The following is a 21,924-nucleotide window of genomic DNA, read 5'->3' as shown; positions in this document are numbered from 1 at the left end:
AATGCCAAGGCGAAATATGCAAGGGTGGAGGTTTCATCGTTATGCTTCTTCAAGCGACAGGAATTACAAAATCATATGGTATACAGAACGTACTAGACGGTATAAGCCTTCAGGTAAATGAAAAGGAACGAGTCGGACTCGTGGGTGTTAATGGTGCCGGCAAATCAACTTTTCTGCAAATTCTGGCTGGTGAAATGTCCTATGACAGCGGTCAAATTCATAAATCAAAAGAAACTACTATCGGGTATTTAGCCCAAAATAGCGGACTTCAATCTGACAAAACCATTCATGAAGAAATGATGGCAGTTTTCGCACCGTTGATCGAAGCCGAGGCTGAGCTAAGAGAGATGGAAGTAAGCATTGCCGATCCTAAGCTGGCAGAGGACCCCAAACGGTACGAAGAACTGCTCGAAAGATATGCCCGCCGATCAGATTGGTTCAAGGATCACGGCGGTTATGAAATGAATACACGAATCCGCAGTGTCCTGCACGGCATGGGCTTCGGCGAGTTCCCACCGGATACACCTATCTCCACACTTAGTGGTGGCCAGAAGACTAGACTGGCATTAGCCCGGATTTTACTTCAGGCTCCGGATCTTCTAATGCTGGATGAGCCGACGAACCATCTGGATATCGAAACATTAACATGGCTTGAGGATTATCTTCGCAGTTATGCTGGCGGAATTCTGGTCGTATCTCATGACCGTTATTTCCTTGATCGGCTTGTAACTACTATTGTAGAGATCGAGCGTCATCAATCTCGGCGTTATACAGGCAATTACAGCCGATATGTAGATTTGAAGGCTGCCGAATATGAAACACGGATGAAGCAGTATGAGAAACAGCAAGATGAAATCTCAAGAATGGAAGATTTCGTTCAGAAAAATATTGTGCGAGCATCTACCACGAAACGTGCGCAGAGCAGACGCAAAGCGCTTGAGAAGATGGACCGTATTGATCGACCGATGGGCGATCTGAAGAAAGCCAGCTTCTCCTTCGAGCCGGACTTCATGTCTGGTAAAGAAGTGCTGCAAGTCCGTAATGTTGCGGTTGCCTTTAATGATGGTCCACCTTTGTTCAAGGACGCTTCTTTCGAACTGCGCCGGGGAGAAACTGCTGCACTCATCGGTCCCAATGGTATTGGCAAATCTACACTGCTGCAGTGTATGACTGGAACCCGCGAGCCTTCAACTGGAACTGTGAATTGGGGGACTAAGGTAAAGGTCGCTTATTATGATCAGGAACAGACCCGCCTCAATCCAAAGAACACAGTAATGGAAGAGCTATGGAGTGAATATCCAATGATTGAGGAAGCCAGAATCCGTACGATCCTTGGCAACTTCCTCTTCAGCGGTGAAGATGTTCTTAAGAAGATATCCGCGCTGAGCGGCGGCGAAAAAGCACGCGTTGCATTATCAAAGCTCATGTTGCGCGGCGCAAATATGCTCATCCTAGATGAGCCGACCAACCATCTGGATTTAGTCAGTCGTGAGGTCTTAGAATCAGCTTTAATTGATTTCGAGGGCACATTGCTCTTCATTTCTCATGACCGTTATTTCCTCAATAAAATGGCTGAACGGGTGCTTGAGCTTCATCCCGAGGGGATCGATCAATACCTTGGCAACTACGATGACTATATCGAGAAAAAACGAGAATTAGAAGAGATTGCGAAAGATGCCGCCGAATTAGCCGCCAAAAACGTCAACAAGGATGCTGCAGTTCCTGAAAAAAACGCTATTTCCTCCTTCGAAGCGGACAAGCAAGCCAAGCGTGAAGAGCGTAACCGGAAGCGGCGCATTGCTGAGCTAGAGGAAGGCATTGCTTCACTAGAAGAGTCGATCGCTTTTATAGAGAATGAAATGACTAAACCTGAAGTTTATCAGGATTATTTAGCACTTCAAGGTCATGAAGAGGATCTGAAGAACAAAAAAACTCAGCTTACCGATTTATTTAACGAATGGGAAATCCTTGCTGACGAATAATGTAAAAGCCACTTCATAAATTTTTTTCATATTTCTTATTTTGTTCATAAACAGTTATCCACAGCTCTATACACAGGTTTCGTGTATAACTCCCTACTAAAAAAGCCCCTTAAGGGCTTTTTTTATGCGTTAAATCAGTATTTTCGAATTACAGGAATTATTATCCACCGAATTATCCACATTATCCACAATTCCCACAAGGTTTCATTGCTAATAAAAATGGTTATAAGGGCATTTTAAAAAGAGCTGACATTGCTGATTTTACGCACTTTTTACACAATTCGTAGAGAATATGTGGATAACGTTGTCCACAACTTGACAAAAGACATAACCCCACCTAAAACCTGTCATCAAAAGCTAAAAAAGAACCCGCCATCTCTAAATCAGACAGCGGGTCGATGTATATTAAACGATTTGTGTAGAGAGCAGGGCAGCGTTACAGGCTGCAATATAGGCAATCCCTGCTGCCATAATAATATCTTGATGCGTAGCTGTGCCTCTAAATTTAAGACCTTCCCACTCTACCATCACAGCCGCCTCCGCCTGGGCGTTCTCTCCACTTCCAAGTGAATGCAGCTCAAGTCCCGCAAAATCGATGTCCTCTGAGATGCCTTGCCCAATAGCAGCGATAATGGCTTCAAGCGGACCATCTCCAGTACTAGTATGAGAAGTTTCCTGTCCAGACTTCAAATGGCGAACCGTAACCGCGGCCACCCGGCGCTGGGCACTGCCTGCCAATACCTGAACCTCACCCAGTTCATAGACCTGAGCTTGCTGTCCAGTTGTACTGCTCACCATTTGCAGCAACTGGTCATCACTGACTACCTTTTGGCGGTCAGCGGTCTCTTTAAACGATTCATAAAGTGCATCCAGCTCCGCAGGCTCCAGCGTAATACCATACTTCGCCGCCCGGTCCTTCAGCGCATGTCTGCCAGAATGCTTGCCCAGAATGATCATGCTACGCGGGATACCCAGCCGCTCTGGGTCCATAATCTCATAGGTGCTACGATCCTTCAGCAAACCATCCTGATGAATCCCTGACTCATGCTGGAAGGCATTTCTTCCGACGACTGGTTTGTTATAGGCGATTGGAAAATGCATCGCTCCGCTGATCAGCCGCGAAGTATCATACAGCTTATCAAGCACAATGCCTGTTTCTGCTCCAATCGCATCCCCGCGGGTTTCGAGCGCCATCACAAGCTCTTCCAGTGCGCAGTTCCCGGTACGCTCGCCGACTCCGTTCACAGTGACTTCGATCTGCGTCGCACCTCCATCAATTGCTGCCAGACTGTTGGCTACAGCCAGCCCCAAATCATTGTGACAGTGGGCACTGTAGCTTACCGTATCTCCACCTCTTGCTCCTAGCCGCACACGCCGGAACATTTCCCCATATTCATGTGGCAATGCGTAACCGACCGTATCGGGCAGATTGATAATAGAAGCGCCTTCCTCAATAACCGCTTCAATCATTTCAATCAGATCATCAATTCCTGTTCGCGCAGCATCCATCGCCGTGAATTCAACGACATCAGAGAATTGACGCGCATAAGCCGTCATCTCGCGGGCTTTGGCTACGACTTCAGCTCTGCTCATACGCAATTGATGCTGCAAATGAATATCAGAAGAGGAGATGAACAGGTGGATCCGCCGGCGTTCAGCATCTTGGGTTGCCCGGACTGCCGCGTCAATATCTCCTTTAACCGCCCGTGCAAAACCGCAAATTTCCACATTTCGCACCTTACGAGAAATCGTCTGTACTGCTGCAAAATCACCAGGGCTCGATATCGGAAATCCAGGCTCCATCACGTCAACACCCAGATCCGCAAGCTTATAGGCCAGCAGTATTTTTTGCTCTGGGGTGAGACTTGCACCCGGAGCCTGTTCACCATCTCGCAGAGTCGTATCGAAAATTTGTATACGTTTCTTTACTGGAATAATCATCTGATTTCCTCCTGTTTTCCTCTTATTGGATTCCTTACCCTAACCTATGCTTCAGCGCAGATCCACACGTCGACTTGTGGTCCTGCTAAATCCCCACCCACTGCTGCCGGCAGCTGATACGAATGAATCCTCTGCACAATTTGGAATGTGCAGAAGGTTCACTCTTGGCGTCTTATATAGCGCCTGAGTCCATAACCCGAGTTGCTGCTTCAATAAGAACGCAAAAACCCGCCGTCTCTAATAAAGAGACGGCGGGTTACCCCTCCGCGGTACCACTCTTTTTGACGCATAGGCTATTCATATAATCAAGCCATTAGCTGCGTCCAGCTCTTCTTCCCGGTCCATCCTGAGGGAGTCAGGATATCTGGAAAGGTCCGATAACGGGGACAGCCGTAGGCAGCGTACTCTTATTTCCGCCGCTCCGCTCCCGGGCGAGATTCAAGACTTTCGGTGACTGCGTCGCACCACCCCGCAGCTCTCTGTTCACCGTCATTCCCTACTACTCCCGTTCTTAGCGTGTATTATATACATTCTCACTACTCAAAATCCATACAAAAAAGCCTGCCATCTCATTCAAGAGACGACAGGCTGTTAACCTTCGCGGTACCACTCTTGTTGATGCTCTGTACCGGTTAAGTTACTGCCGATTCCAATTGAACATCCACTCTACGGTCCAGTATGTTAGATACTCGACCACCCTTTCACGGAGGTTACCCGTAGACGGTGTACGAACGTTCCGGCGACAATTGCCGGTAATGCTTCCACCGTTCCGCTCCCAGACGAGTTCAGGTCCCCTTCGACTGCGTCGCACCTACCCGCAGCTCTCTTATCCCAGAGTATCCTTACTACTTCCGCTCATCGCGTTTCCTTGTATAATTGAACTGATTATACTCGTTAGCTCCAAATGATGTCAATAGGCGGATACAGACCATTGTTCCAATGAGAATCCAGGGTCTGCAACCATATCCAGCGGAGTACAGCCATCATGCTGCCACTTCACGTATGCAGCAGCTCCAATCATAGCTGCATTATCCGTGCAGTATACCGGAGGTGGAATAATAAGCTCAATGCCCTCCGCTTCACAGCGTGAGATCAAAGCCGTGCGCAGGCCAGCATTAGCAGCAACACCTCCACACAGCAATAACTGCTTGGAGCTAGTAGCTTTAACAGCGCGTACCGCTTTTTCCACCAGCACCTCAACCACAGATTCTTGGAACCCGCGGGCAATGCCTGCGACATCTGGCGTGAGACCCTTCATCTTGCTCTGATTCACAACGTTCAGCACAGCCGACTTTAAGCCACTGAAGCTGAAATCATAAGAACCCGGCTCCAACCATACTCTTGGTAACGGTACAACCTCAGTCGCCTCGCGGGCCAGACGATCCACATGAGGTCCACCGGGATAAGGGAATCCTAGTGCTCGTGCCACTTTATCATATGCTTCGCCTACGGCATCATCACGGGTTCGTCCGATAATTCGAAACTCACCCTCCCGCTCCATATGAACCAGTTCAGTATGTCCGCCGGACACCACTAGTGTCATGCATGGATACTGTAACTCTGCCACTAAACGGTTAGCATAAATATGCCCTGCAATATGATGTGTACCAATTAGCGGCTTACCCCATGCGAGGGCAAGGCTCTTGGCAGCTACTACCCCGACAAGTAAAGCCCCCACCAAACCTGGGCCTTGTGTAACCGCCACCGCCGACAACTGATCTGGTGTAACCCCTGCTGTAGCGAGTGCTTCTTCTATCACCAGTGTAATTACTTCCACATGCTTACGGGAAGCTACCTCTGGTACCACGCCACCGAAGGCGCGATGCGTCTCAATCTGACTCGAGATGATATTGGATAACACTTCAGAGCCATCTTTGACTACAGCCACTGACGTTTCATCACAACTCGTCTCAATAGCAAGTATTAGTACAGGCTGAGCTGCGCCCGTTTCTGTCTTCATTTCAAGTCCACGCTTCCTTCCATATTCCCATGCTCCTCGTACTCTGGCAGATCCGCCCACATAATGAGCGCATCCTCGCGATTATCGGAATAATATCCTTTGCGTGTGCCAGCAGATCGAAAGCCTTTTTTACGATATAAATTCTGTGCTACCTCGTTCGATACCCGTACCTCAAGTGTAATAGACTTCATCCCCACATAAGATGCCGTCTTCATCAGCTCTTCGAGCAAACGCTCGCCCCATTTACGTCCACGATAGGCTTCAAGCAGGGCTATATTCGTCACATGCGCCTCATCCACGATGGCCCACATACCGGCATAACCGATAATATGACCAGCCAGCTCCATAACCATATATTTTGCAAAATGATTATGCGTCAGCTCGTTGCGAAAAGCTTCCTCTGTCCAAGGCATCGTGAAGGCTTCCCGTTCAATGATAAGAATGTCAGGAATATCCGTAAGCTTCATCAAACGAAAAACAAGTTCAGCCTCTTGAGCTATCATTGATTTCGCTTCCGTCATGATTTCTTTAAGCCCCCTTCTCTGCTTAACCGCAGATTGGCCTCCGCTTCTGAGATCTGAGTATAGTTAGGGATCAAGCTATGGATATCATCTTTCTCTACCTCAAGCCGCGCTTCTCCAAGAAATCCTGTCCAGCGGCCTTCCATTTCATAAGGAACTGCAATAGGAACACCAAGATCCTTCAATGGACGAAGCGATTCCTCACTGCCATGAACTGCAGTCTCCCCAACAAACCAAAGAACAGCGGGCTTATTGCCTTCGACTGAAGCCTGTCCTAAACGTTCAGCTAAGTACTCCACCCAATCTGCCATCAGGCGGATGGCATCAGGTTCAAGACGGCTAGGAGCATTATTTCCCACAGCTGCGAATAATCCTGTATACACCTGTCCTCGGCGCGCATCCATTAGTGGAATGATCCAATCAGGCCCGTAGCTGTTATTCTCGGTAGTTTGTTCCGACGCTTTGGTCATCACGTTATTCTTGAGGGCTGTTTGATATCCGCCCCACGCCACTGCATGTAGACTCGAAATACCAACCACTGGGACATCCCATGCCCATGCCAGCGTTTTGGCAGCGGTAACTGCGATACGTGTCCCCGTATACGATCCAGGACCCACACCAACAGAAATCCCGCCCAGCATTGCAGGAGTAGTTCCTGTTGCTTGCAGCGCCTGCTCAATGATCGGGAGTAAATGCACTGAATGATTCCGTTCTCCGGAAGCATTTATTTCATGCAGTAGTTCCCCATTCTCTGTAACTGCCACGCCTAATACTGCAGTTGATGTATCCAGCGCTAAAAGCCGCTTGCGCGGCTCTGTATTCTGATTCGTCATATTCCTTAACCCCACTTCTGGATCAGCTGCCGGCAAAGCTCACCATACGGCTCCCCGATTCCGGTCACCGTAATCATTCTTTCATCTGGCCCCACTGTTTCCATGTATATATGCATATGCCGCGGCGGCATTAAATCCGTAATAATACTGCTCCATTCCACCAAGCAGACCCCTTGCCCGTAGAAATACTCATCAAGTCCAAGCTCGTCCGCTTCCTGAAGCGAAATCCGATATACATCCATATGATATAGGGGCAGACGGCCCTCGTACTCTTTAATAATTGTAAAAGTAGGACTGTTTACGATCCCCTTTACGCCGAGATGCCGAGCGTACCCTTGCGAGAATGCTGTTTTTCCTGCGCCCAGATCGCCGTCCAAGCCGATAATCATCCCTGGCGTTGAAGCAGTAGCTAGAGCAGCTGCAAGCAACTCCGTATCCTGGAGGCTGTAAGAACGGTAAGTGAACACCGTTTCGTCTGTATTGTCCAACTACAACTACCACCTTTTAAAATATACCTGCCAAAAACCATTACTATTAATTATATCGGTATGCTCCATCCATCGCAACAACTGTCCCAATTCAATCTCCCATGCCAGTATGCCAACAATAGAAAAAGAGACCTCTACGCAAAAATAAGCATAAAGAGTCTCTTTTATAAAAGTGTAATTTAGCTTATCTCAGCTCTTTGAACAAACCTTGTTAATGATCTTGCTCTTCTAACCGTTCAACGCCTACCGTATGCGTATTCGTTGGTCGAGAGCCCACTTGAACCGTAGCCATTCCGTTCTGTGCATCCACATGCTCAATCCATACAGGTTCTCCATCCAAATGTACACTTACCGTCTCTTTAGAAGCATAAATATCCTGTGCTCGTTTGACGTCCACCACTGTTCTCCTCCTTTATTTTACCTAAATCTCACGATTCTAATGGCGAAGTTTCTTCGAGGGTTGATTCCGCATCAAGCTTCTCCGAGTCCGAGACCTGACTTGCTTCCGGTGGAGCTATAATGCTGTCCCAATCCACAACTGTCGCTGGGATATCCTGCTCGCTCAGCGCATCGATCCACTCGTTTCCACGCGGTTCCATGACTTAGTATTCTCCTCCTCAGCTTTATTAGCCTGATTTTATATTTTCCCATGCTTCACAAAAAATGCACCCGGCTAGAAAAGCCTTTCCTGCCTCATACTAACCCAAAGCAAATAACTTAGATCAGGAGGCGTTTCTCATGCATACCGTTTGGAAAGGAGCCATCAGCTTCGGGCTAGTGCATGTTCCGGTTAAAATGTTCTCCGCTACGGAAGACAAGGACATTTCTCTGCGTTATATCCATAAGGAATGCGGCAGCCCACTGTCGTATGTACGTAAATGTCCGGTGTGTGACAAAGAGGTGGCTTGGGAAGAAATCGGCAAGGGTTATGAATATGAGAAAGGGAAGTTTGTTCTATTCGACAAAGAGGAACTGGATCAATTGACCGACGAAAGCAGCAAAAGCATTACCATACTCGACTTTGTTGATCTGACGGAGATCGATCCAATTTATTTTCAAAAAACCTATTACTTATCTCCGGATCAGGCTGGGACAAATGCATATCGGCTTCTTATGGAGGCCATGCGTCAAACTAGTAAAATTGGCATCGCCAAAATATCGATTCGTTCAAAAAGCAGTCTTGCTGCTATTCGTGTGCTAGAGGATTGCCTCGCCATCGAGACTATTTTTTATCCTGATGAAGTGCGACCGGTCTCGCAAGTGCCTGGCCTGCCCGAAGCAGGGACGGTGAATGATAAAGAGCTGGATATGGCCAAGCTGCTCATTTCACAGCTATCCACGCCTTTTGATCCGGCAAAATATACCGATGATTATCGCCAGCGTATGCTTGATCTAATCTCACATAAAATTGCAGGCGAGGAATTTCATATCGCTCCTGCCAAACAGGAAAGCAATGTAATTGATCTAATGGCAGCATTGCAAGCCAGTATTCAGGCTGTACAGCATATCCCTACAGATCCTGGTCCTTCATTAACAGGTACTAAGAAAACAAAAACTAAAGCGGCTCCGGCTGCCAAAAGAAAAACAGCCAAGTCTAAAGCAGCAGCTGAGCCTGCCGATCAGCAAAACGAGGCTTCTGGAACTATTCCTGTCATTGCACCAAAACCGAAACGCCGCAGCCCAAAAAGTAAAACAACCGTATCTTAGGAGGCTCTGCTGATGAAGCTTCAGCCTATTATTCCTTTTGAACCTATACTGGCTGGGCAGCTTCCAGCAGGCAACCAGTGGATCGCACAGATTAAATGGGATGGCGTTCGTATGTTGTCCTATTACGACGGAAGCACTACTCAGCTTATTAACAGACGTGGCAACTATCGTACAGCGCAATATCCTGAGCTTACTGATGTATCTGCTTACTGCAAGGCTGATTCCGTTATTCTTGATGGTGAAATCATTGCACTCAAGGACGGCAAGCCCTCATTTCACGAAGTTATGCGGAGGGATAGCTTAAAGAATGGCTCCACCATTTCCGTCGTTAGGTATCAGGTTCCTGTCATTTATATGATTTTTGATATTCTGTTTTATAATGGCCAATCGACGATGGATCAGCCTTTATTCTCACGGCAGCAGCTGCTAAACGATATTCTGCTGCCGCATCCCCATGTACAGGCCGTACCCAGTTATACCGATCCCACAGAATTATTCGCCGCTGCTCAGAGTCAGAGCTTAGAGGGAATCGTCTGTAAGGATATCAACAGTACTTATGCTCCCGGTGGAAAAGATAAACGCTGGCAGAAACGCAAAATCATTTCTGATCTTACGGCAGTAGCCGGGGGTGTAACGTTCCGAGACGGCATCGTCAATGCGCTACTTCTTGGGCTGTATGATGATAAAGGGAATTTGCATTATATCGGACATGCCGGGCCAGGAAAATTGACTGTACAGGATAAACGCGACTTAACTGCAGAGGTACAGCATTTAAAAATAGATCAAATGCCCTTTACAGCTGATCCCCAGCGAGGGAAGGGTGCTTTTTGGATAAAACCGAAGCTTGTCTTCAAAGTTCATTTTTTGGAATGGAATACCTCAGGCACTCTTCGTCAGCCGGTTACTCAAGCTAGGGTAGATCTTCCTCCCGAATCATGTACTATGGAGCAAAAAGGATAAACTCTTTCCAAAAAAACGTCCTCCCGAATTTATCGAGAGGACGTTTCTTATTGCGCTGTAAGACTCGTTACAATGGTCTCCAGCTCTGCTTTTGTCTGCGCAGTATTTTTCGTATTCGTAAGCGTATAATCAATACTTCCATCCGCACTGGACCATACAAGCTGGACTTTTAGATCTCCATGATGAGGACCAAACACCGTGTAAACTGCTTCAACCCCGTTGATGGTCAAATTTTCATCCTGGTCACCAGGCAGCTGCGCTAAAGTAACTCCTTCCGGAAGTGTATATGCTGGAGCTGATTTTAGATTCAATCTCTCCCCATTTCGCAGATAAGTGATAGAGGTTTCTGTACCGCTCCACTTTAAGCTTTGTGAAATCACTTTTTTACCAGCAGCTTGTGCTTTAGCTTTCACCTGATCTCTGAGGGTTTTATACTCTGTACTGAAAAACTTCGGAAGCACTGGATTTAAAACGACATCCTGCAGCTTATAATCCTCTGGGAGAGAAGCTGGTATCAAGAGTGACTTTCCGCTTAATGAAGATAGCTTCTGTGCTGCTTCGTTTATAGAGCTGAATCTGTATGGCATATAGCTTACACTCAAATCTTCCTCTGGATTAGATTTTTTGTCATTAACATAGAGAGCCTTAATTTCTCCCGTTTGTAGGGGAACAGCATATTCTTTGGCAATCAAATCCTTAATCGTTGGCGATACCGGTGGTGATTTCTGCTCAACCGGAACCGTACCTTTGCTTTTATTATTGCTCCCTGCAGGCACTGCGCCTGCTGTTCCACTTACCGCGCTCATTAACACTAGCAGACTCAAAACCGTGATAGCCGCACTTTTTTTAATCATCTTTATAATATCCTCCTTTAACCCCATGGTTATTTGATCATGCTTTTAGCTACAGCCAACATTTCATTTGTCGTCAGTTTACTGACCCGATTGTCTGAAAGGGTATATTGTATCGCGCCTGATTTATCCAGCCACACTAGCTTAGTGTTGAAACTTGCTTCTTTAGCCGAATCAGTTGTAAGAATTACTTTCCTACCGTTGACCGTCAGTTCTTTCTTAGTTTCCGAAGCTCGTACAAAAGGCACAGCTCCTTCGGGAAGTTTGGCGGGCGGCACTCCAGTTACAATACTAAAATTGGCTTTTCCTTTGGCATACAGCTGCATAGACAAGTTCGTCTGGCTCCAGCTGATGATCTTGCTAAACAACTGTTTGTTGGGATCACCTGCCGCCGCTGCTGCCTTTAGTTCCTGCTCTAATTGCAAATACAGCTCTGAATCATTTGCTACAGACGGTGGATAAATGATGGCTGTCGCCAGAGCAAAGCCTTTAGGAAGATTTCCAGGCTGTGGAGTAGTTGGACCCTTCAACGCTTTGAATTTAGCAGCAAAGGATTTGTAGTCTTTAAAAACAAATCCTTTGCCAGAGAAGCTGATCGTATCCTGAGGGTTAGAGACTTTGTCACGTACGTAGTAGGCCAAAAGCGTACCTTCCTTCAAGCTTGCTACGATCGCCTGTAATTCCTTTTGAGGATTCTGATCGGTTGATGCTGAAGTCTGCTGTTCTGCTGCCGCCGCGACCGAAAGAAACAAGCCAGGCGCAACCCCACTTACAACTACTCCTGTTCCTAACAAGGTTGCTGCCGAGAGTACGATCAGTGTTTTTTTGAAATCATTATTGAGCTTCAATTTCTAACATCCTCTCCTTCTAAAAGGGTGAATGTAAGCTCACCCTGTTTTCAACTACACTTCTATAACACTCCAGCATGAGAAAAAGGGACATTTTCTTACAAAAAAGAGGCCGCCCCAAGCAACCATCATGGCTTTTGGGACAGCCTCTTTTTTTGTTCTTAACATTACAAGTGACGCACCAAGTGATGCAATATGTGAAGCACCTATAGAGTAATTGGGGAATTTCTCCCTAAAATTCAGAGATTTCTGTTCATCGGCCTTGTAATTAGGGAAAACTTCCCTGAAATTTGGCCTATTCGGCAACGAATAAAGAAATTCCTATGATTATTAGGGAGGAATTCCCTGATTTCGTTCATTTAGAGCGAATATCGGTTATTTTTAGGGAATTTTCACCTAATTAGTTTAAAACAAGTAAATCACACATAGCACATCGCCCACCGCCCCAACCAGTAGCATAGAACACTACGCGTGGCATATCGTCACATGGCACAGTAAAATCCATTACTTTTCCTATTCCATAAAAAAAGCTGCCTCCCAAGTAGATTTCACTACTTTTGAGACAGCTTCTCATATTGTGCGGATAGAACAACAGTCGCTAGCGAATAAAACTATTGGCAATCACTTGCCATTGTTCACGGGTTAAAATGTTATTCAATCCATCATTTAGACTACGAATCGTCTGGCTGGCTTCATCATACCAATACAAACGATTCTGAGAAGTCCAAGCCTGCGCCCCCTGCTCTGTACTCGCTGCGATAAAAACTGCTTCTTTACCATTACCTGTCATAGACCATTTTTCGGCAGTCTGACCTTCCAAGATAGACACTTGCGTTGGATAACCCCTAAAAGCGCTCTGCATTAAGGATAGTGTAATTCTTTGATCCCCCTTATGGTAGGAAACCTCAGCGCTCTCTATGGCATTCACAGCGATCTTCTCCATAAACAGCTTTTGGCCTGTTTTATCGTCCTTAGCTTTTTTTTGAAATTGTTCAAACATTTCTTTATATTCCTTGTCTATCGGCCAATAAGGAGGAGCGGCTTTAAAAGTGGCGTACTCAAATTCATAACCATTAGCGAGTATGGAAGGCAGCTCGGGCCAGAAATCGCCAGTCCCTTTTAATTCTTTTACGAAATCTTGATATTTAGAATACACCGGAGAACTGAAAGCGAACTGCAATTGATTTCCATAGCCTAATCCTTTGACCAACTTAGTGAATTCAGTATCAATCACGTAATAGGCAGCCATTTCTCCGGGGTTCAAGCGGGCAAGCACCTGCTCATTATAAGTCGCTAATAAAGTCTGATACTTCTCAATCGCAGGAGAGGCCGTGGCAACAGGCTTACTATTATTAGTATGCACCGTCTGTACAATAGCCTTCCCTCCGCTGTTCACTAGCGTAATAGCTCCATCCGGAGGATGCATGATATCAATTGTAGACTGGCTACCATGCTCCGTTAAACCTCCAAGGCCAGACAGCTGAAGGGCACCAAACCCGATCATCCCCAGCAATATAGCTGCGGAGACTCCTGAGAGAAGTCTCTTTCTAAATTTTGATGGATGCGGGATTGTCTTCTCTTGCTTCTGCATAACAGGATCTCTCGGCTCTGAGAATGACTCCAGCTCGTCTCTGAGATTCGCCATTTCTCCGTCCATCGTTTTCTGTTGTTCATGAATCGCCCTTACCCGCTTCATAACTGCTGCTTTTACATCTAGTTCGTCGCAGTTCCCCAATGCGTCCATTTTCTTTATCATTTTCTCTTCAACACAGCTTCGTTGCCCCACCATTCCGTCCCCCCTTTCTGAGCATTCATCATTTTGCCAAGCTTCGTAATCGTACGCCTGTATTTCTTCTTCACAGCATCAGTATTCTTATCGAGGATCTCCGCAATCTCCGGGAAGCTCTGTTCCTCAAAGATTCGCAGAACTAACAGATTTCGTTCATCTAATTTCAATTTCAAGAGGGCAAAGGTGAGATGTTCGTTAAATATGTAACGGTCCATCAACTGTTCCGGGCTTTCTGCAGGAGGATCCGGTTGAAAAAGCGCCATAATCTTCAAATGTCTTTGACGTTTGCGGATCAGGCTGAGGCAATGATGATAGGCAATTTTATATAGCCAAGAAGAAAAGCTCGTGATAGGGCGATATGTGCCTATGTGCTGATATGCCTTCACTAGAATATCCTGTACCGCATCCTCCGCTTCCGTACGGCTCCCAAGCAGCCGGCAGCAATAGCGGTAAATCGGCTTTTGAAAAACTTCGACGATAAGGGCATAGGACTCTACCTCGCCTGCCTGTACCCGAACGACGGTGTGTTCGATCCCGTCCAAAATCAGCAAACTCCCCTTTCACATAACCGTATAACCTTATAACTCTTATGATCATCCAAAAGGGACACTTTGGAAATATATTTTTCATGAAAAGGAACAGACTGGCACATAATACCCTCATTCCTATAACAGAGAGGAGGTTCAGGATGCCAGCAGCCATCAAAGGCACAATTACTGTAGACGGCCAAGAGATAACCATCACCAACCCAGAGAAGCTGCTATGGCCGGATTGCGGGATTACGAAGCGGATCTATCTGGAAAAGCTCGCCGCCCTCTCTCCCTACCTGCTGCGTTATTGTCGAGATCGGCTGCTAACCGTAATACGTTATCCGCATGGTATCTCTGGAATGTCCTTTTATCAGAAAAATGCACCTGATCCTCTTCCAGCCTTTGTCCAGACCGCTGTTCACGAGAATATTAACTATATCAAGCTGCAAGGTTTACCTGAGCTGATCTGGCTGGGTAATCTGGCTGCTTTGGAGTTTCATCCTTCTTTGCATTATGTAGGTAGCGAGCTGCCTTGTGAATGGATGATTGATCTAGATCCGTCGCGTGAGGTCGAGCCCCGTATCATGGAAGCAACTGCAATCGTAGGGACGGTCCTAACCTCCCTTGGTTTATCCTCTGTGCCCAAAACCTCCGGGGCTACCGGGGTGCAGATCATCGTTCCTATCGAGACTGGCGTTACTTTTGATGGATTGCGAAAAATAGGTTACTTTGTGGGGCGTTATGTCACTGAAAAGCACCCCGATTTATTCACCTTGGAGCGTCTGAAGAAGAATCGGGGAGATAAAATCTATTTTGACTACCTCCAGCATTACAGTGGCAAAACATTAGCTGCACCTTATACACCACGTGCCAGGCCGCTTGCTACAGTATCCACACCATTGCTCTGGAAAGAGGTTCAGCAAAACGTATCTCCTACTGATTTTCATCTGCTCAATATTGAGGAACGCCTGCAACAGATGGGAGATCTTTTGGAAAAAGTGCCACCACAGCCCGTCAAACAACTCATTGCTAAGCTTCCATAGGGATGGAATGCCACGAATAATGACCCCAAAAACAGCAATAAGCCCGCAGCATCATTTCATGCTACGGGCTTATCAGGCGTCCCACTCAAGGACAGAAGGTATATTGTATAAGAATACGGCATATCGAGTCTTGTTCACCGTATTTATTGCTCCATTATTCGTAAAAATACCTTCTTTCAGTTAATAGTACTAAAGTGCCAAGCTAAAACGCCTGCGGCGTCCTTATAGGATGGTAAGCTAATGAATTGCTTTCTTCTTGAAACGGCCACCTTTAACATCATGAATGTTACCTATTGCGATGAATGCACCAGTATCCCAATCCTCAACAATGGATTTAAGCTTAGCTTCTTCCAAACGGGTGATAACCACGAAGATCACTTTCTTATTCTCCCCGGAAAATCCGCCTTCTCCATCTAAATAAGTAACACCACGTCCAAGACGTTCCGTCAAGGCTTCACCGATATCACGGAATTTATCACTAATAATCCATACCGATTTCGACTGATCTAGACCCTCAAGTGTAATGTCAATTACCTTGAATGCAATGTAATAAGCAATTAGTGAGAACATCGCATTATTCCAACCGAACACAAATCCAGCTCCGGATAAGATGAACAGGTTAAAGAACATAACAACTTCACCTACAGAGAAGGGAAGCTTCTTGGCTACTAGAATCGCAACAATTTCTGTACCATCTAGAGATCCGCCAAAACGTACAACTAGCCCAACACCTACACCAAGAATGATCCCCCCAAAAACGGCAGCAAGCATTGGCTCAACCGTAAAAGCATTCACATGATGCAACATTGAAGTACCAATAGACATAAGCACAATTGCATATAAGGTAGATAAGGCAAAGGTCTTACCGATTTGCTTATAACCGATTAACAAGAACGGAAGGTTTAACAGCGTCAATAAAATCCCCAGAGGAATGTCGAATAGATGTGATAAAATAATGGAGATACCGGTAATCCCACCATCAATCATTTGATTCGGTACGAGGAATATCTCAAGTGCAACAGCCATCATTGCTGCCCCAATGGATAACATGATCATTCGCTGCGCGAACTTAGCCATTTTATGTGTTCCGGTCTTCTGCAGCTTGTTCTTTTCCTCTTTGGCAATCATTTGTGGACTCACATTCATAGAACTCCCCCTACAATTTAACAGTATAGTGTTGAAACATTCGGAAGTATAATTATAATCTATACTTTCTTACATTTCTTCTTATACAATTATTATATCACAAAATAAGCCCTAATAATGAATGGAACACGTTATATCCTTCGAAAAATTCAGATTTAGTCCTCTTTCCGCTCATAATAGCGGAGATAACAACTGACACAGCCCTTCACCGAGTTTGACAATTCTCCCTCTCTCCTTAAACTTTACAGGATCAATAAATTCACTGTGCTTTTGATCCTTCTCAAACCCTGTGACTAGAGGGGATATAGCATCAGGATGTAGCAGCACAGCAGTCAATTCAAAGTTAGAATAAAAGCTGCGCATATCCAGATTTGCACTCCCCACTGTAGCGAGCAGATTATCGATAATCATGATTTTGGCATGCATAAATCCTTTAGTATAGCGGTAGAATTTAACTCCAGCGTCTTGTAAATTTTCTAAATAAGACAAAGAAGCATGATAGACAAGCACATTATCAGGCTTCGCCGGAATGATAATTCTTACATCCACTCCACGAAGTACTGCACTTTTCAAGGCCCGGCAGATGGCAGGATCAGGAATAAAATACGGTGAAGTAATCCAAATCCGCTGTTTAGCTGCACATAAGGCGGCAAAATACATCTCTTGAGAGGCGTCCATTGCAGCATCCGGACCACTCCCTACAATCTGCACGGATTCTTGTGACTCACAATTATGTTTTGGGAACAGACGCGGATGGCTTGTGCTTTCGCCAGAGGCCAATCTCCAATCCTTTAAGAAGACATACTGAATATAATATACTGAGTCTCCTTCGAGACGCAGATGGGTATCACGCCAGTATCCCATTTTGAGATCCTTCCCCAAATAATCATCCCCTATATTCATTCCACCCGTGAAGCCAACGAGGCCATCTACCACCAGGATCTTCCGATGATTGCGGAAATTAAAACGACGGTCTAACAGAGAACTAATCGGAGGTAAAAAAAAGTGGAACTCCACCCCAGCATTTCTCATCGTTCGAATAAACCTACGACTTAATTTATGACTGCCCAGACCATCACAAAGCAAGCGTACTTTAACGCCCTGTCGCGCCTTCCGAATCATAACATCTTGAAATTGCTCACCGATCTCATCATCACGATAAATATAAAATTCCATATGTATATGTTCTTTCGCTTCTTCCATAGCTTCCAGCATAGCATCATACGCTTCTCTCGCAGATGATAATACCCTGCTCTTGTTATGACCAGTAATTGGTCCTTCTGCGATCTTAGAAAGCAAACCCAATAGACCCTTATTATTCTCAAACTGAGCGTTCCCACTCTCAGTAACATCCTTTACTACCTTAATATTGCCAGAGACATGCGAACGAATTTCACGAAATAGTGTAGTACATCTTTTGTTTAATTTTCGATTCTGTCTATAATCACGGCCCAGAAAATAATAGAATGCCAGACCCAGCGGCGGACAACAGAATGAAATGAACAACCACGCCAAAGCCCTTTGCGGGCGACGAAACTCCATAAATACAATTACTGCGACCTGAATAATAAAAAGACTTAGAATTATCGCAAAAATCTTCAATTCCCTACCCCCTTCATTAATAAAACAGTTACCAATAGACTCGCTGCGACGATTCTATTACTGGTTTTGCCGTAACTCTCTTTCTTTATTCAAACAAACCGTTGTCATGTTCCTGAAAGATATGGAATACATAGAGTAGTAAGACAATTCGGGATGAGCCTAATGGAAGTAAGGTCTTTAGCTTCGTGTATCGTAAGGCGGCTGCCATATGCCGCAGAAAGGAGAAGCCATGAAGAGTCAGCCAGATCATAACCGGATTACGCTGCTCGTCGTAAGGGATGCCGGACGCCCAGTCAAACAACTCCAGATCTCCAAGCCACTTGCGTTCGCCCTGCCGGCAGCAGCAGCCCTGTCCCTCTCCAGTCTGGTCACCTCTATGCATTTCCATGCCTCGCAGTCGATCTCACAACTGGAAGCTGAGGCAGCCGCACTATCACTAACCAATCTCCGCATGGAAATGAAGGTCGCTGACAAGGATAAGGATCTAATGCAGCTTCGTACTCAAGTCAGCGAGCTATCAGAAGAGGCAGATAATATTAAAGACAAGCTGAAGAGTGTAAATGCGCTGGAACAGGAGTTGCAGTCTTTGATTAACAAAAGCAAAGGCTCCGCCGCTGAAACAAAAGAATCAAAAAAGGGATCAACCGCTTCAAACTCAACCTTAGGCTTATCGAGCCGTAACGCTGTGCCAATCCCAAATGAGACATCTTTTAAAGCTACAATCACATCACAGGTAGGCGGAGAATATATCGCGTCTTATCAGAACGAATCGCTGAATCTAGTGGAGGAAACAAAAGACGATTTCGAAGAGATCCACGGTATGCTCGATGAAATGGTGGAAAGTATTACTCAAACTATCACTCTGGCGGAGCATGCGAATAACGTTCAAGCAAATCAACAGGCAAAAAAAGCTCAAGCTGAAAAAGCCAGACTAAATGCAGCGGTACTCTGGCCAACCGATTCTAGGGTCATCTCCTCAAGCTTCGGCTACCGAACAGATCCTTTCAAAGGTTTATCCGCGTTCCATTCAGGTGTCGATATTGCCGGGAACTTAGGCGATCCTGTATATGCCGCCTTAGACGGGGAGGTCGTTACCTCCGAGCAGATGGGTGCGAGAGGCAAGTATGTCGTGATCAAGCATTCGAACGGGCTTGAAACCTGGTATATGCATCTTCAGGCAATGAATGTATCTGCGGGAGACAAGGTTAATAAGGGGCAGAAGATCGGCTTGCTTGGAAACACTGGTCGAAGCACAGGACCTCATCTTCATTTCCAGGTAGTGAAGCAGAATAAAACTGTGGATCCATTGGATTATGTTAAACCCTAAACGTTAATGTAAAAATATATGAAATAGGAGGAATTTATACATGTGGAATAAGCGGCAGCAGCGTGCCACTATCAAGTCTACTGACTCTCTGATTGGGCATGGGGGTACGCTCGAGGGTAAAGTACATTGCGATACGAACCTGAGGATTGAAGGTACCTTTAGCGGAGAAATTATATGCAGTGGTGTTGTCACTGTAGGTGAGGAAGGCACGGTGCGCTCCAGTATTAGAGCAGAAGAGATCGTTATCGCTGGTAAAGTATATGGAGATGTTACCGCAGACCGTAGGCTCATTATGACCGGTACTGGCGAGCTGCACGGTAATATTTCTGCAGGAGCACTCAGTATTATGGAAGGCAGCCTGCTTAATGGGTCCATCGCCATGCAAGAACAGCCCACCTCTGAACAAGCAGGTGAGCTCAAAAGTAATACGAAAAAGGACAAGACAGCAAAACGTTCCTCCAAAGCAGAAGAAACGCTTGAAGCCGGTTAATCCTATTTTTATCCAGCAACGTCCCGTTTACGGAAGACAAACCAGGAAACTGCTAAGAATATAACATAATACACTGCCAGCACAGCAATGGAGAAGCCTAGTGTAGCACCACCTGGACCAATATCAGATCCCATGTAGACCCTTAGATCCATATGAGTGAAAATTAAATATCTTGCCCATTCGAACACATCCGGATTAAGTAAAGCAGCGAAAATACCTTGGGCAAACATGATAAACATAGATAATCCTATCGCCAATCCACTTGCACGGAATACGGAAGAGATCATAAAAGCAAGCGTAACCGTCAAGAAAAGAGTGACATAGCGGCATAGGAGATCTACAAAGGAATACTCAGCAGGACTCCAAGCTGTAATCGAAGACAGTGTGTCTCCAGTTGGAGAGGCGAAAATAAACGATGAAGCTAAACCAAAAACAATCAATACTGCAGTACAAAGCAAGCTAAACAACACAATGCTAATGTATTTCGAGAGCAAGATCTGGGAACGGCTCCACGGGCGAATCAGCAGCATTTTGATGGTTCCCCAGGTAAATTCGCCCGCTACGGAGTCAGCGGCTATAACAACAACGAAGATCGTATTCAGGAAGAATACAACACTCACTATCATTTGGAAGCTGTCCCAAACGCCTAAGCGTGATGCAGGGTTATCCGTTGTGAAATACATAAGAGCCGGAAGAAACGCACTAAACACTGCTAGAATAATCAGCATAATCCATGTGCGAGCACGACTATATATCTTGATGTTCTCATTATGTATCAACGCTGTAAAATTACTCAATTCCTTCACCTCCTGTAACCTCTAAGAATTGATCCTCTAGCGTACGGGCAAGTGATTTGATACTGTACACTTTAATCCCACCAGCCACTAGTCTGGCATTAAACTCAGCAATTTCTTCACGTGCCGCCTCAACTACAAGCCCACCGCTCTTTAATGTTCCTTGTCCAATGAGAGCAAGTGCAGCTTCGGCATCTTCAACCTCAAACAAGGTTTCTCCGATAGGCATTGTAACATTGCCTACCTCTTTTAGCTGTTTTACCTCAAGCAGTTGCCCATTCTGAATAATGGCTACACTGTCACACATGAGCTCCATTTCGGAAAGTAAATGGCTGGAGACAAATACGGTTGTTCCTTCTTCACGACAGAGTAGGCGCAGATAGTCACGAAGCTCACGTATGCCTTGTGGATCAAGCCCATTGGTTGGCTCATCTAGAACCAGTAGCTTTGGTCGGTTTAGTAGCGCCTGAGCTACTCCAAGTCTCTGACGCATACCTAGGGAATAAGTCTTCACTTTGTCATGAATTCTTTGACCAAGCCCGACCAGCTCCACAACCTCATCAATCCGTTGCTTACTGACTCCCGGTACCATCCGTGCAAATTGTCTAAGATTCTGATACCCGGACAGAAACTTGTACATTTCAGGATTTTCTACAATAGCCCCAACACTTGCAATAGCCTCTTTATAATTATTTTTAATACTATGACCACTGATCAGGACGTCCCCACTGCTAATGGAAATTAATCCCACCATCATTCGTATTGTTGTCGTCTTCCCTGCTCCGTTTGGTCCCAAAAACCCGAATATTTGACCCGGTGGGATATCCAGCGTTAAATTGCTCACCAGCGTCTTAGAGCCTATTTTCTTGGTAACTCCCTGCAGACGGGCAACAGGTTCAGACAGCATTTCTGTATTTGACACAGTATCACTCCCTTTCATTTACAAACAAGTTTACCATACCGTTTTTTTCAGAAAATTACAAAAAAGAAACAGTCTAACGTTGTTTAGACCGAGGATTCGATTCGATTTGAACAAAAAGAGACCTGGCCTCCCGCAAACGAAAGAGTCCAAGTCCCTTATATCACTTCATTCAATATTACCTGTTTTTTCA

The 21,924-nt window shown here is 45.7% G+C and carries 21 protein-coding genes and 1 other annotated feature; of the genes, 6 read left to right on the top strand and 15 right to left on the bottom strand.

Features of this window, described 5'->3' with window-relative positions:
* Nucleotides 1-41: 41 nt before the first annotated feature.
* The gene (locus tag MKY99_RS05065) at nt 42-1,982 is read left to right on the top strand and encodes an ABC-F family ATP-binding cassette domain-containing protein (RefSeq protein WP_339269064.1); all 1,941 of its coding nucleotides are present in this window, start codon (nt 42-44) and stop codon (nt 1,980-1,982) included.
* 405 nt (nt 1,983-2,387) lie between these two features.
* Here the strand turns inward: MKY99_RS05065 and MKY99_RS05060 are convergent, their stop codons facing one another.
* From MKY99_RS05060 to MKY99_RS05030, 7 genes are all read right to left on the bottom strand, one after another.
* Nucleotides 2,388-3,923, bottom strand: a complete 1,536-nt coding sequence (locus tag MKY99_RS05060) for a 2-isopropylmalate synthase (RefSeq protein WP_339269062.1) — start codon at nt 3,921-3,923, stop codon at nt 2,388-2,390.
* A 241-nt stretch (nt 3,924-4,164) separates the two neighbouring features.
* Nucleotides 4,165-4,445: a binding site (T-box leader), on the bottom strand.
* A 388-nt stretch (nt 4,446-4,833) separates the two neighbouring features.
* Nucleotides 4,834-5,883 carry a tRNA (adenosine(37)-N6)-threonylcarbamoyltransferase complex transferase subunit TsaD gene (tsaD, locus tag MKY99_RS05055; protein ID WP_339269060.1) on the bottom strand — a complete coding sequence of 350 codons (1,050 nt, stop codon included), beginning with the start codon at nt 5,881-5,883 and terminating at the stop codon, nt 4,834-4,836.
* The gene (gene rimI / locus MKY99_RS05050; protein WP_339269058.1) at nt 5,880-6,404 is read right to left on the bottom strand and encodes a ribosomal protein S18-alanine N-acetyltransferase; all 525 of its coding nucleotides are present in this window, start codon (nt 6,402-6,404) and stop codon (nt 5,880-5,882) included. The genes tsaD and rimI overlap by 4 nt, the downstream gene beginning before the upstream one ends.
* Nucleotides 6,401-7,237, bottom strand: coding sequence for a tRNA (adenosine(37)-N6)-threonylcarbamoyltransferase complex dimerization subunit type 1 TsaB (tsaB, locus tag MKY99_RS05045; protein WP_339269056.1), 837 nt, complete (start codon nt 7,235-7,237; stop codon nt 6,401-6,403). The genes rimI and tsaB overlap by 4 nt, the downstream gene beginning before the upstream one ends.
* Nucleotides 7,238-7,242: 5 nt before the next feature.
* Complete coding sequence (tsaE, locus tag MKY99_RS05040) at nt 7,243-7,665, bottom strand: tRNA (adenosine(37)-N6)-threonylcarbamoyltransferase complex ATPase subunit type 1 TsaE (protein ID WP_231573469.1); 423 nt, start codon at nt 7,663-7,665, stop codon at nt 7,243-7,245.
* A 271-nt stretch (nt 7,666-7,936) separates the two neighbouring features.
* On the bottom strand, nt 7,937-8,122 hold the full coding sequence (locus tag MKY99_RS05035; RefSeq protein ID WP_042193364.1) for an H-type small acid-soluble spore protein: 186 nt from the start codon (nt 8,120-8,122) through the stop codon (nt 7,937-7,939).
* 31 nt (nt 8,123-8,153) lie between these two features.
* The gene (locus tag MKY99_RS05030) at nt 8,154-8,324 is read right to left on the bottom strand and encodes a hypothetical protein (protein ID WP_156113056.1); all 171 of its coding nucleotides are present in this window, start codon (nt 8,322-8,324) and stop codon (nt 8,154-8,156) included.
* 139 nt (nt 8,325-8,463) lie between these two features.
* On the opposite strand from MKY99_RS05030, the gene MKY99_RS05025 reads away from it, so the two are divergent.
* Entirely contained in the window at nt 8,464-9,432 is a 969-nt protein-coding gene (locus MKY99_RS05025; RefSeq protein ID WP_339269054.1) for a Ku protein, read from the top strand.
* 12 nt (nt 9,433-9,444) lie between these two features.
* On the top strand, nt 9,445-10,392 hold the full coding sequence (locus tag MKY99_RS05020; RefSeq protein WP_339269052.1) for a DNA ligase: 948 nt from the start codon (nt 9,445-9,447) through the stop codon (nt 10,390-10,392).
* Nucleotides 10,393-10,439: 47 nt separating this feature from the next.
* Here MKY99_RS05020 and MKY99_RS05015 read toward each other — a convergent pair whose 3' ends face one another.
* The 4 genes from MKY99_RS05015 to MKY99_RS05000 all read right to left on the bottom strand — a co-directional run bounded on the left by MKY99_RS05015 (nt 10,440) and on the right by MKY99_RS05000 (nt 14,422).
* On the bottom strand, nt 10,440-11,246 hold the full coding sequence (locus MKY99_RS05015; protein ID WP_339269051.1) for a hypothetical protein: 807 nt from the start codon (nt 11,244-11,246) through the stop codon (nt 10,440-10,442).
* Nucleotides 11,247-11,275: 29 nt separating this feature from the next.
* Nucleotides 11,276-12,091 (bottom strand): hypothetical protein, encoded by an 816-nt coding sequence (locus tag MKY99_RS05010; RefSeq protein WP_339269049.1) that lies wholly within the window; start codon nt 12,089-12,091, stop codon nt 11,276-11,278.
* 598 nt (nt 12,092-12,689) lie between these two features.
* Nucleotides 12,690-13,880, bottom strand: coding sequence for a hypothetical protein (locus tag MKY99_RS05005; RefSeq protein WP_339269047.1), 1,191 nt, complete (start codon nt 13,878-13,880; stop codon nt 12,690-12,692).
* The gene (locus MKY99_RS05000; protein ID WP_339269045.1) at nt 13,844-14,422 is read right to left on the bottom strand and encodes a sigma-70 family RNA polymerase sigma factor; all 579 of its coding nucleotides are present in this window, start codon (nt 14,420-14,422) and stop codon (nt 13,844-13,846) included. Before MKY99_RS05000 ends, MKY99_RS05005 begins: the two co-directional genes overlap by 37 nt.
* Before the next feature lie 146 nt (nt 14,423-14,568).
* Between MKY99_RS05000 and ligD the strand changes: the two genes are divergently transcribed.
* Nucleotides 14,569-15,453, top strand: coding sequence for a non-homologous end-joining DNA ligase (ligD, locus tag MKY99_RS04995; protein ID WP_339269043.1), 885 nt, complete (start codon nt 14,569-14,571; stop codon nt 15,451-15,453).
* A 237-nt stretch (nt 15,454-15,690) separates the two neighbouring features.
* On the opposite strand, the gene MKY99_RS04990 is transcribed toward ligD, so the two are convergent.
* Nucleotides 15,691-16,530, bottom strand: a complete 840-nt coding sequence (locus tag MKY99_RS04990; RefSeq protein ID WP_231573468.1) for a YitT family protein — start codon at nt 16,528-16,530, stop codon at nt 15,691-15,693.
* 240 nt (nt 16,531-16,770) lie between these two features.
* Nucleotides 16,771-18,201, bottom strand: coding sequence for a cardiolipin synthase (gene cls, locus MKY99_RS04985; RefSeq protein WP_339269042.1), 1,431 nt, complete (start codon nt 18,199-18,201; stop codon nt 16,771-16,773).
* 208 nt (nt 18,202-18,409) lie between these two features.
* On the opposite strand from cls, the gene MKY99_RS04980 reads away from it, so the two are divergent.
* Together MKY99_RS04980 and MKY99_RS04975 are read left to right on the top strand one after the other, a co-directional pair.
* A complete protein-coding gene (locus tag MKY99_RS04980) occupies nt 18,410-19,528 on the top strand; it encodes a peptidoglycan DD-metalloendopeptidase family protein (protein ID WP_339269040.1) in 1,119 nt (372 codons plus the stop codon).
* A 40-nt stretch (nt 19,529-19,568) separates the two neighbouring features.
* A complete protein-coding gene (locus MKY99_RS04975; protein ID WP_042185241.1) occupies nt 19,569-20,018 on the top strand; it encodes a polymer-forming cytoskeletal protein in 450 nt (149 codons plus the stop codon).
* Nucleotides 20,019-20,026: 8 nt separating this feature from the next.
* Here MKY99_RS04975 and MKY99_RS04970 read toward each other — a convergent pair whose 3' ends face one another.
* Both MKY99_RS04970 and MKY99_RS04965 read right to left on the bottom strand, forming a co-directional pair.
* On the bottom strand, nt 20,027-20,815 hold the full coding sequence (locus MKY99_RS04970; protein WP_339269037.1) for an ABC transporter permease: 789 nt from the start codon (nt 20,813-20,815) through the stop codon (nt 20,027-20,029).
* Nucleotides 20,808-21,719, bottom strand: a complete 912-nt coding sequence (locus tag MKY99_RS04965; protein ID WP_339271505.1) for an ABC transporter ATP-binding protein — start codon at nt 21,717-21,719, stop codon at nt 20,808-20,810. The genes MKY99_RS04970 and MKY99_RS04965 overlap by 8 nt, the downstream gene beginning before the upstream one ends.
* Between the last annotated feature and the right edge of the window lie 205 nt (nt 21,720-21,924).

The organism is Paenibacillus sp. FSL R5-0470, from assembly GCF_037975205.1.
GTDB lineage: Bacteria > Bacillota > Bacilli > Paenibacillales > Paenibacillaceae > Paenibacillus_AQ.
Note: the sequence above shows the minus strand (reverse complement) of the source record. Positions and strands in the feature narration are given on the sequence as shown.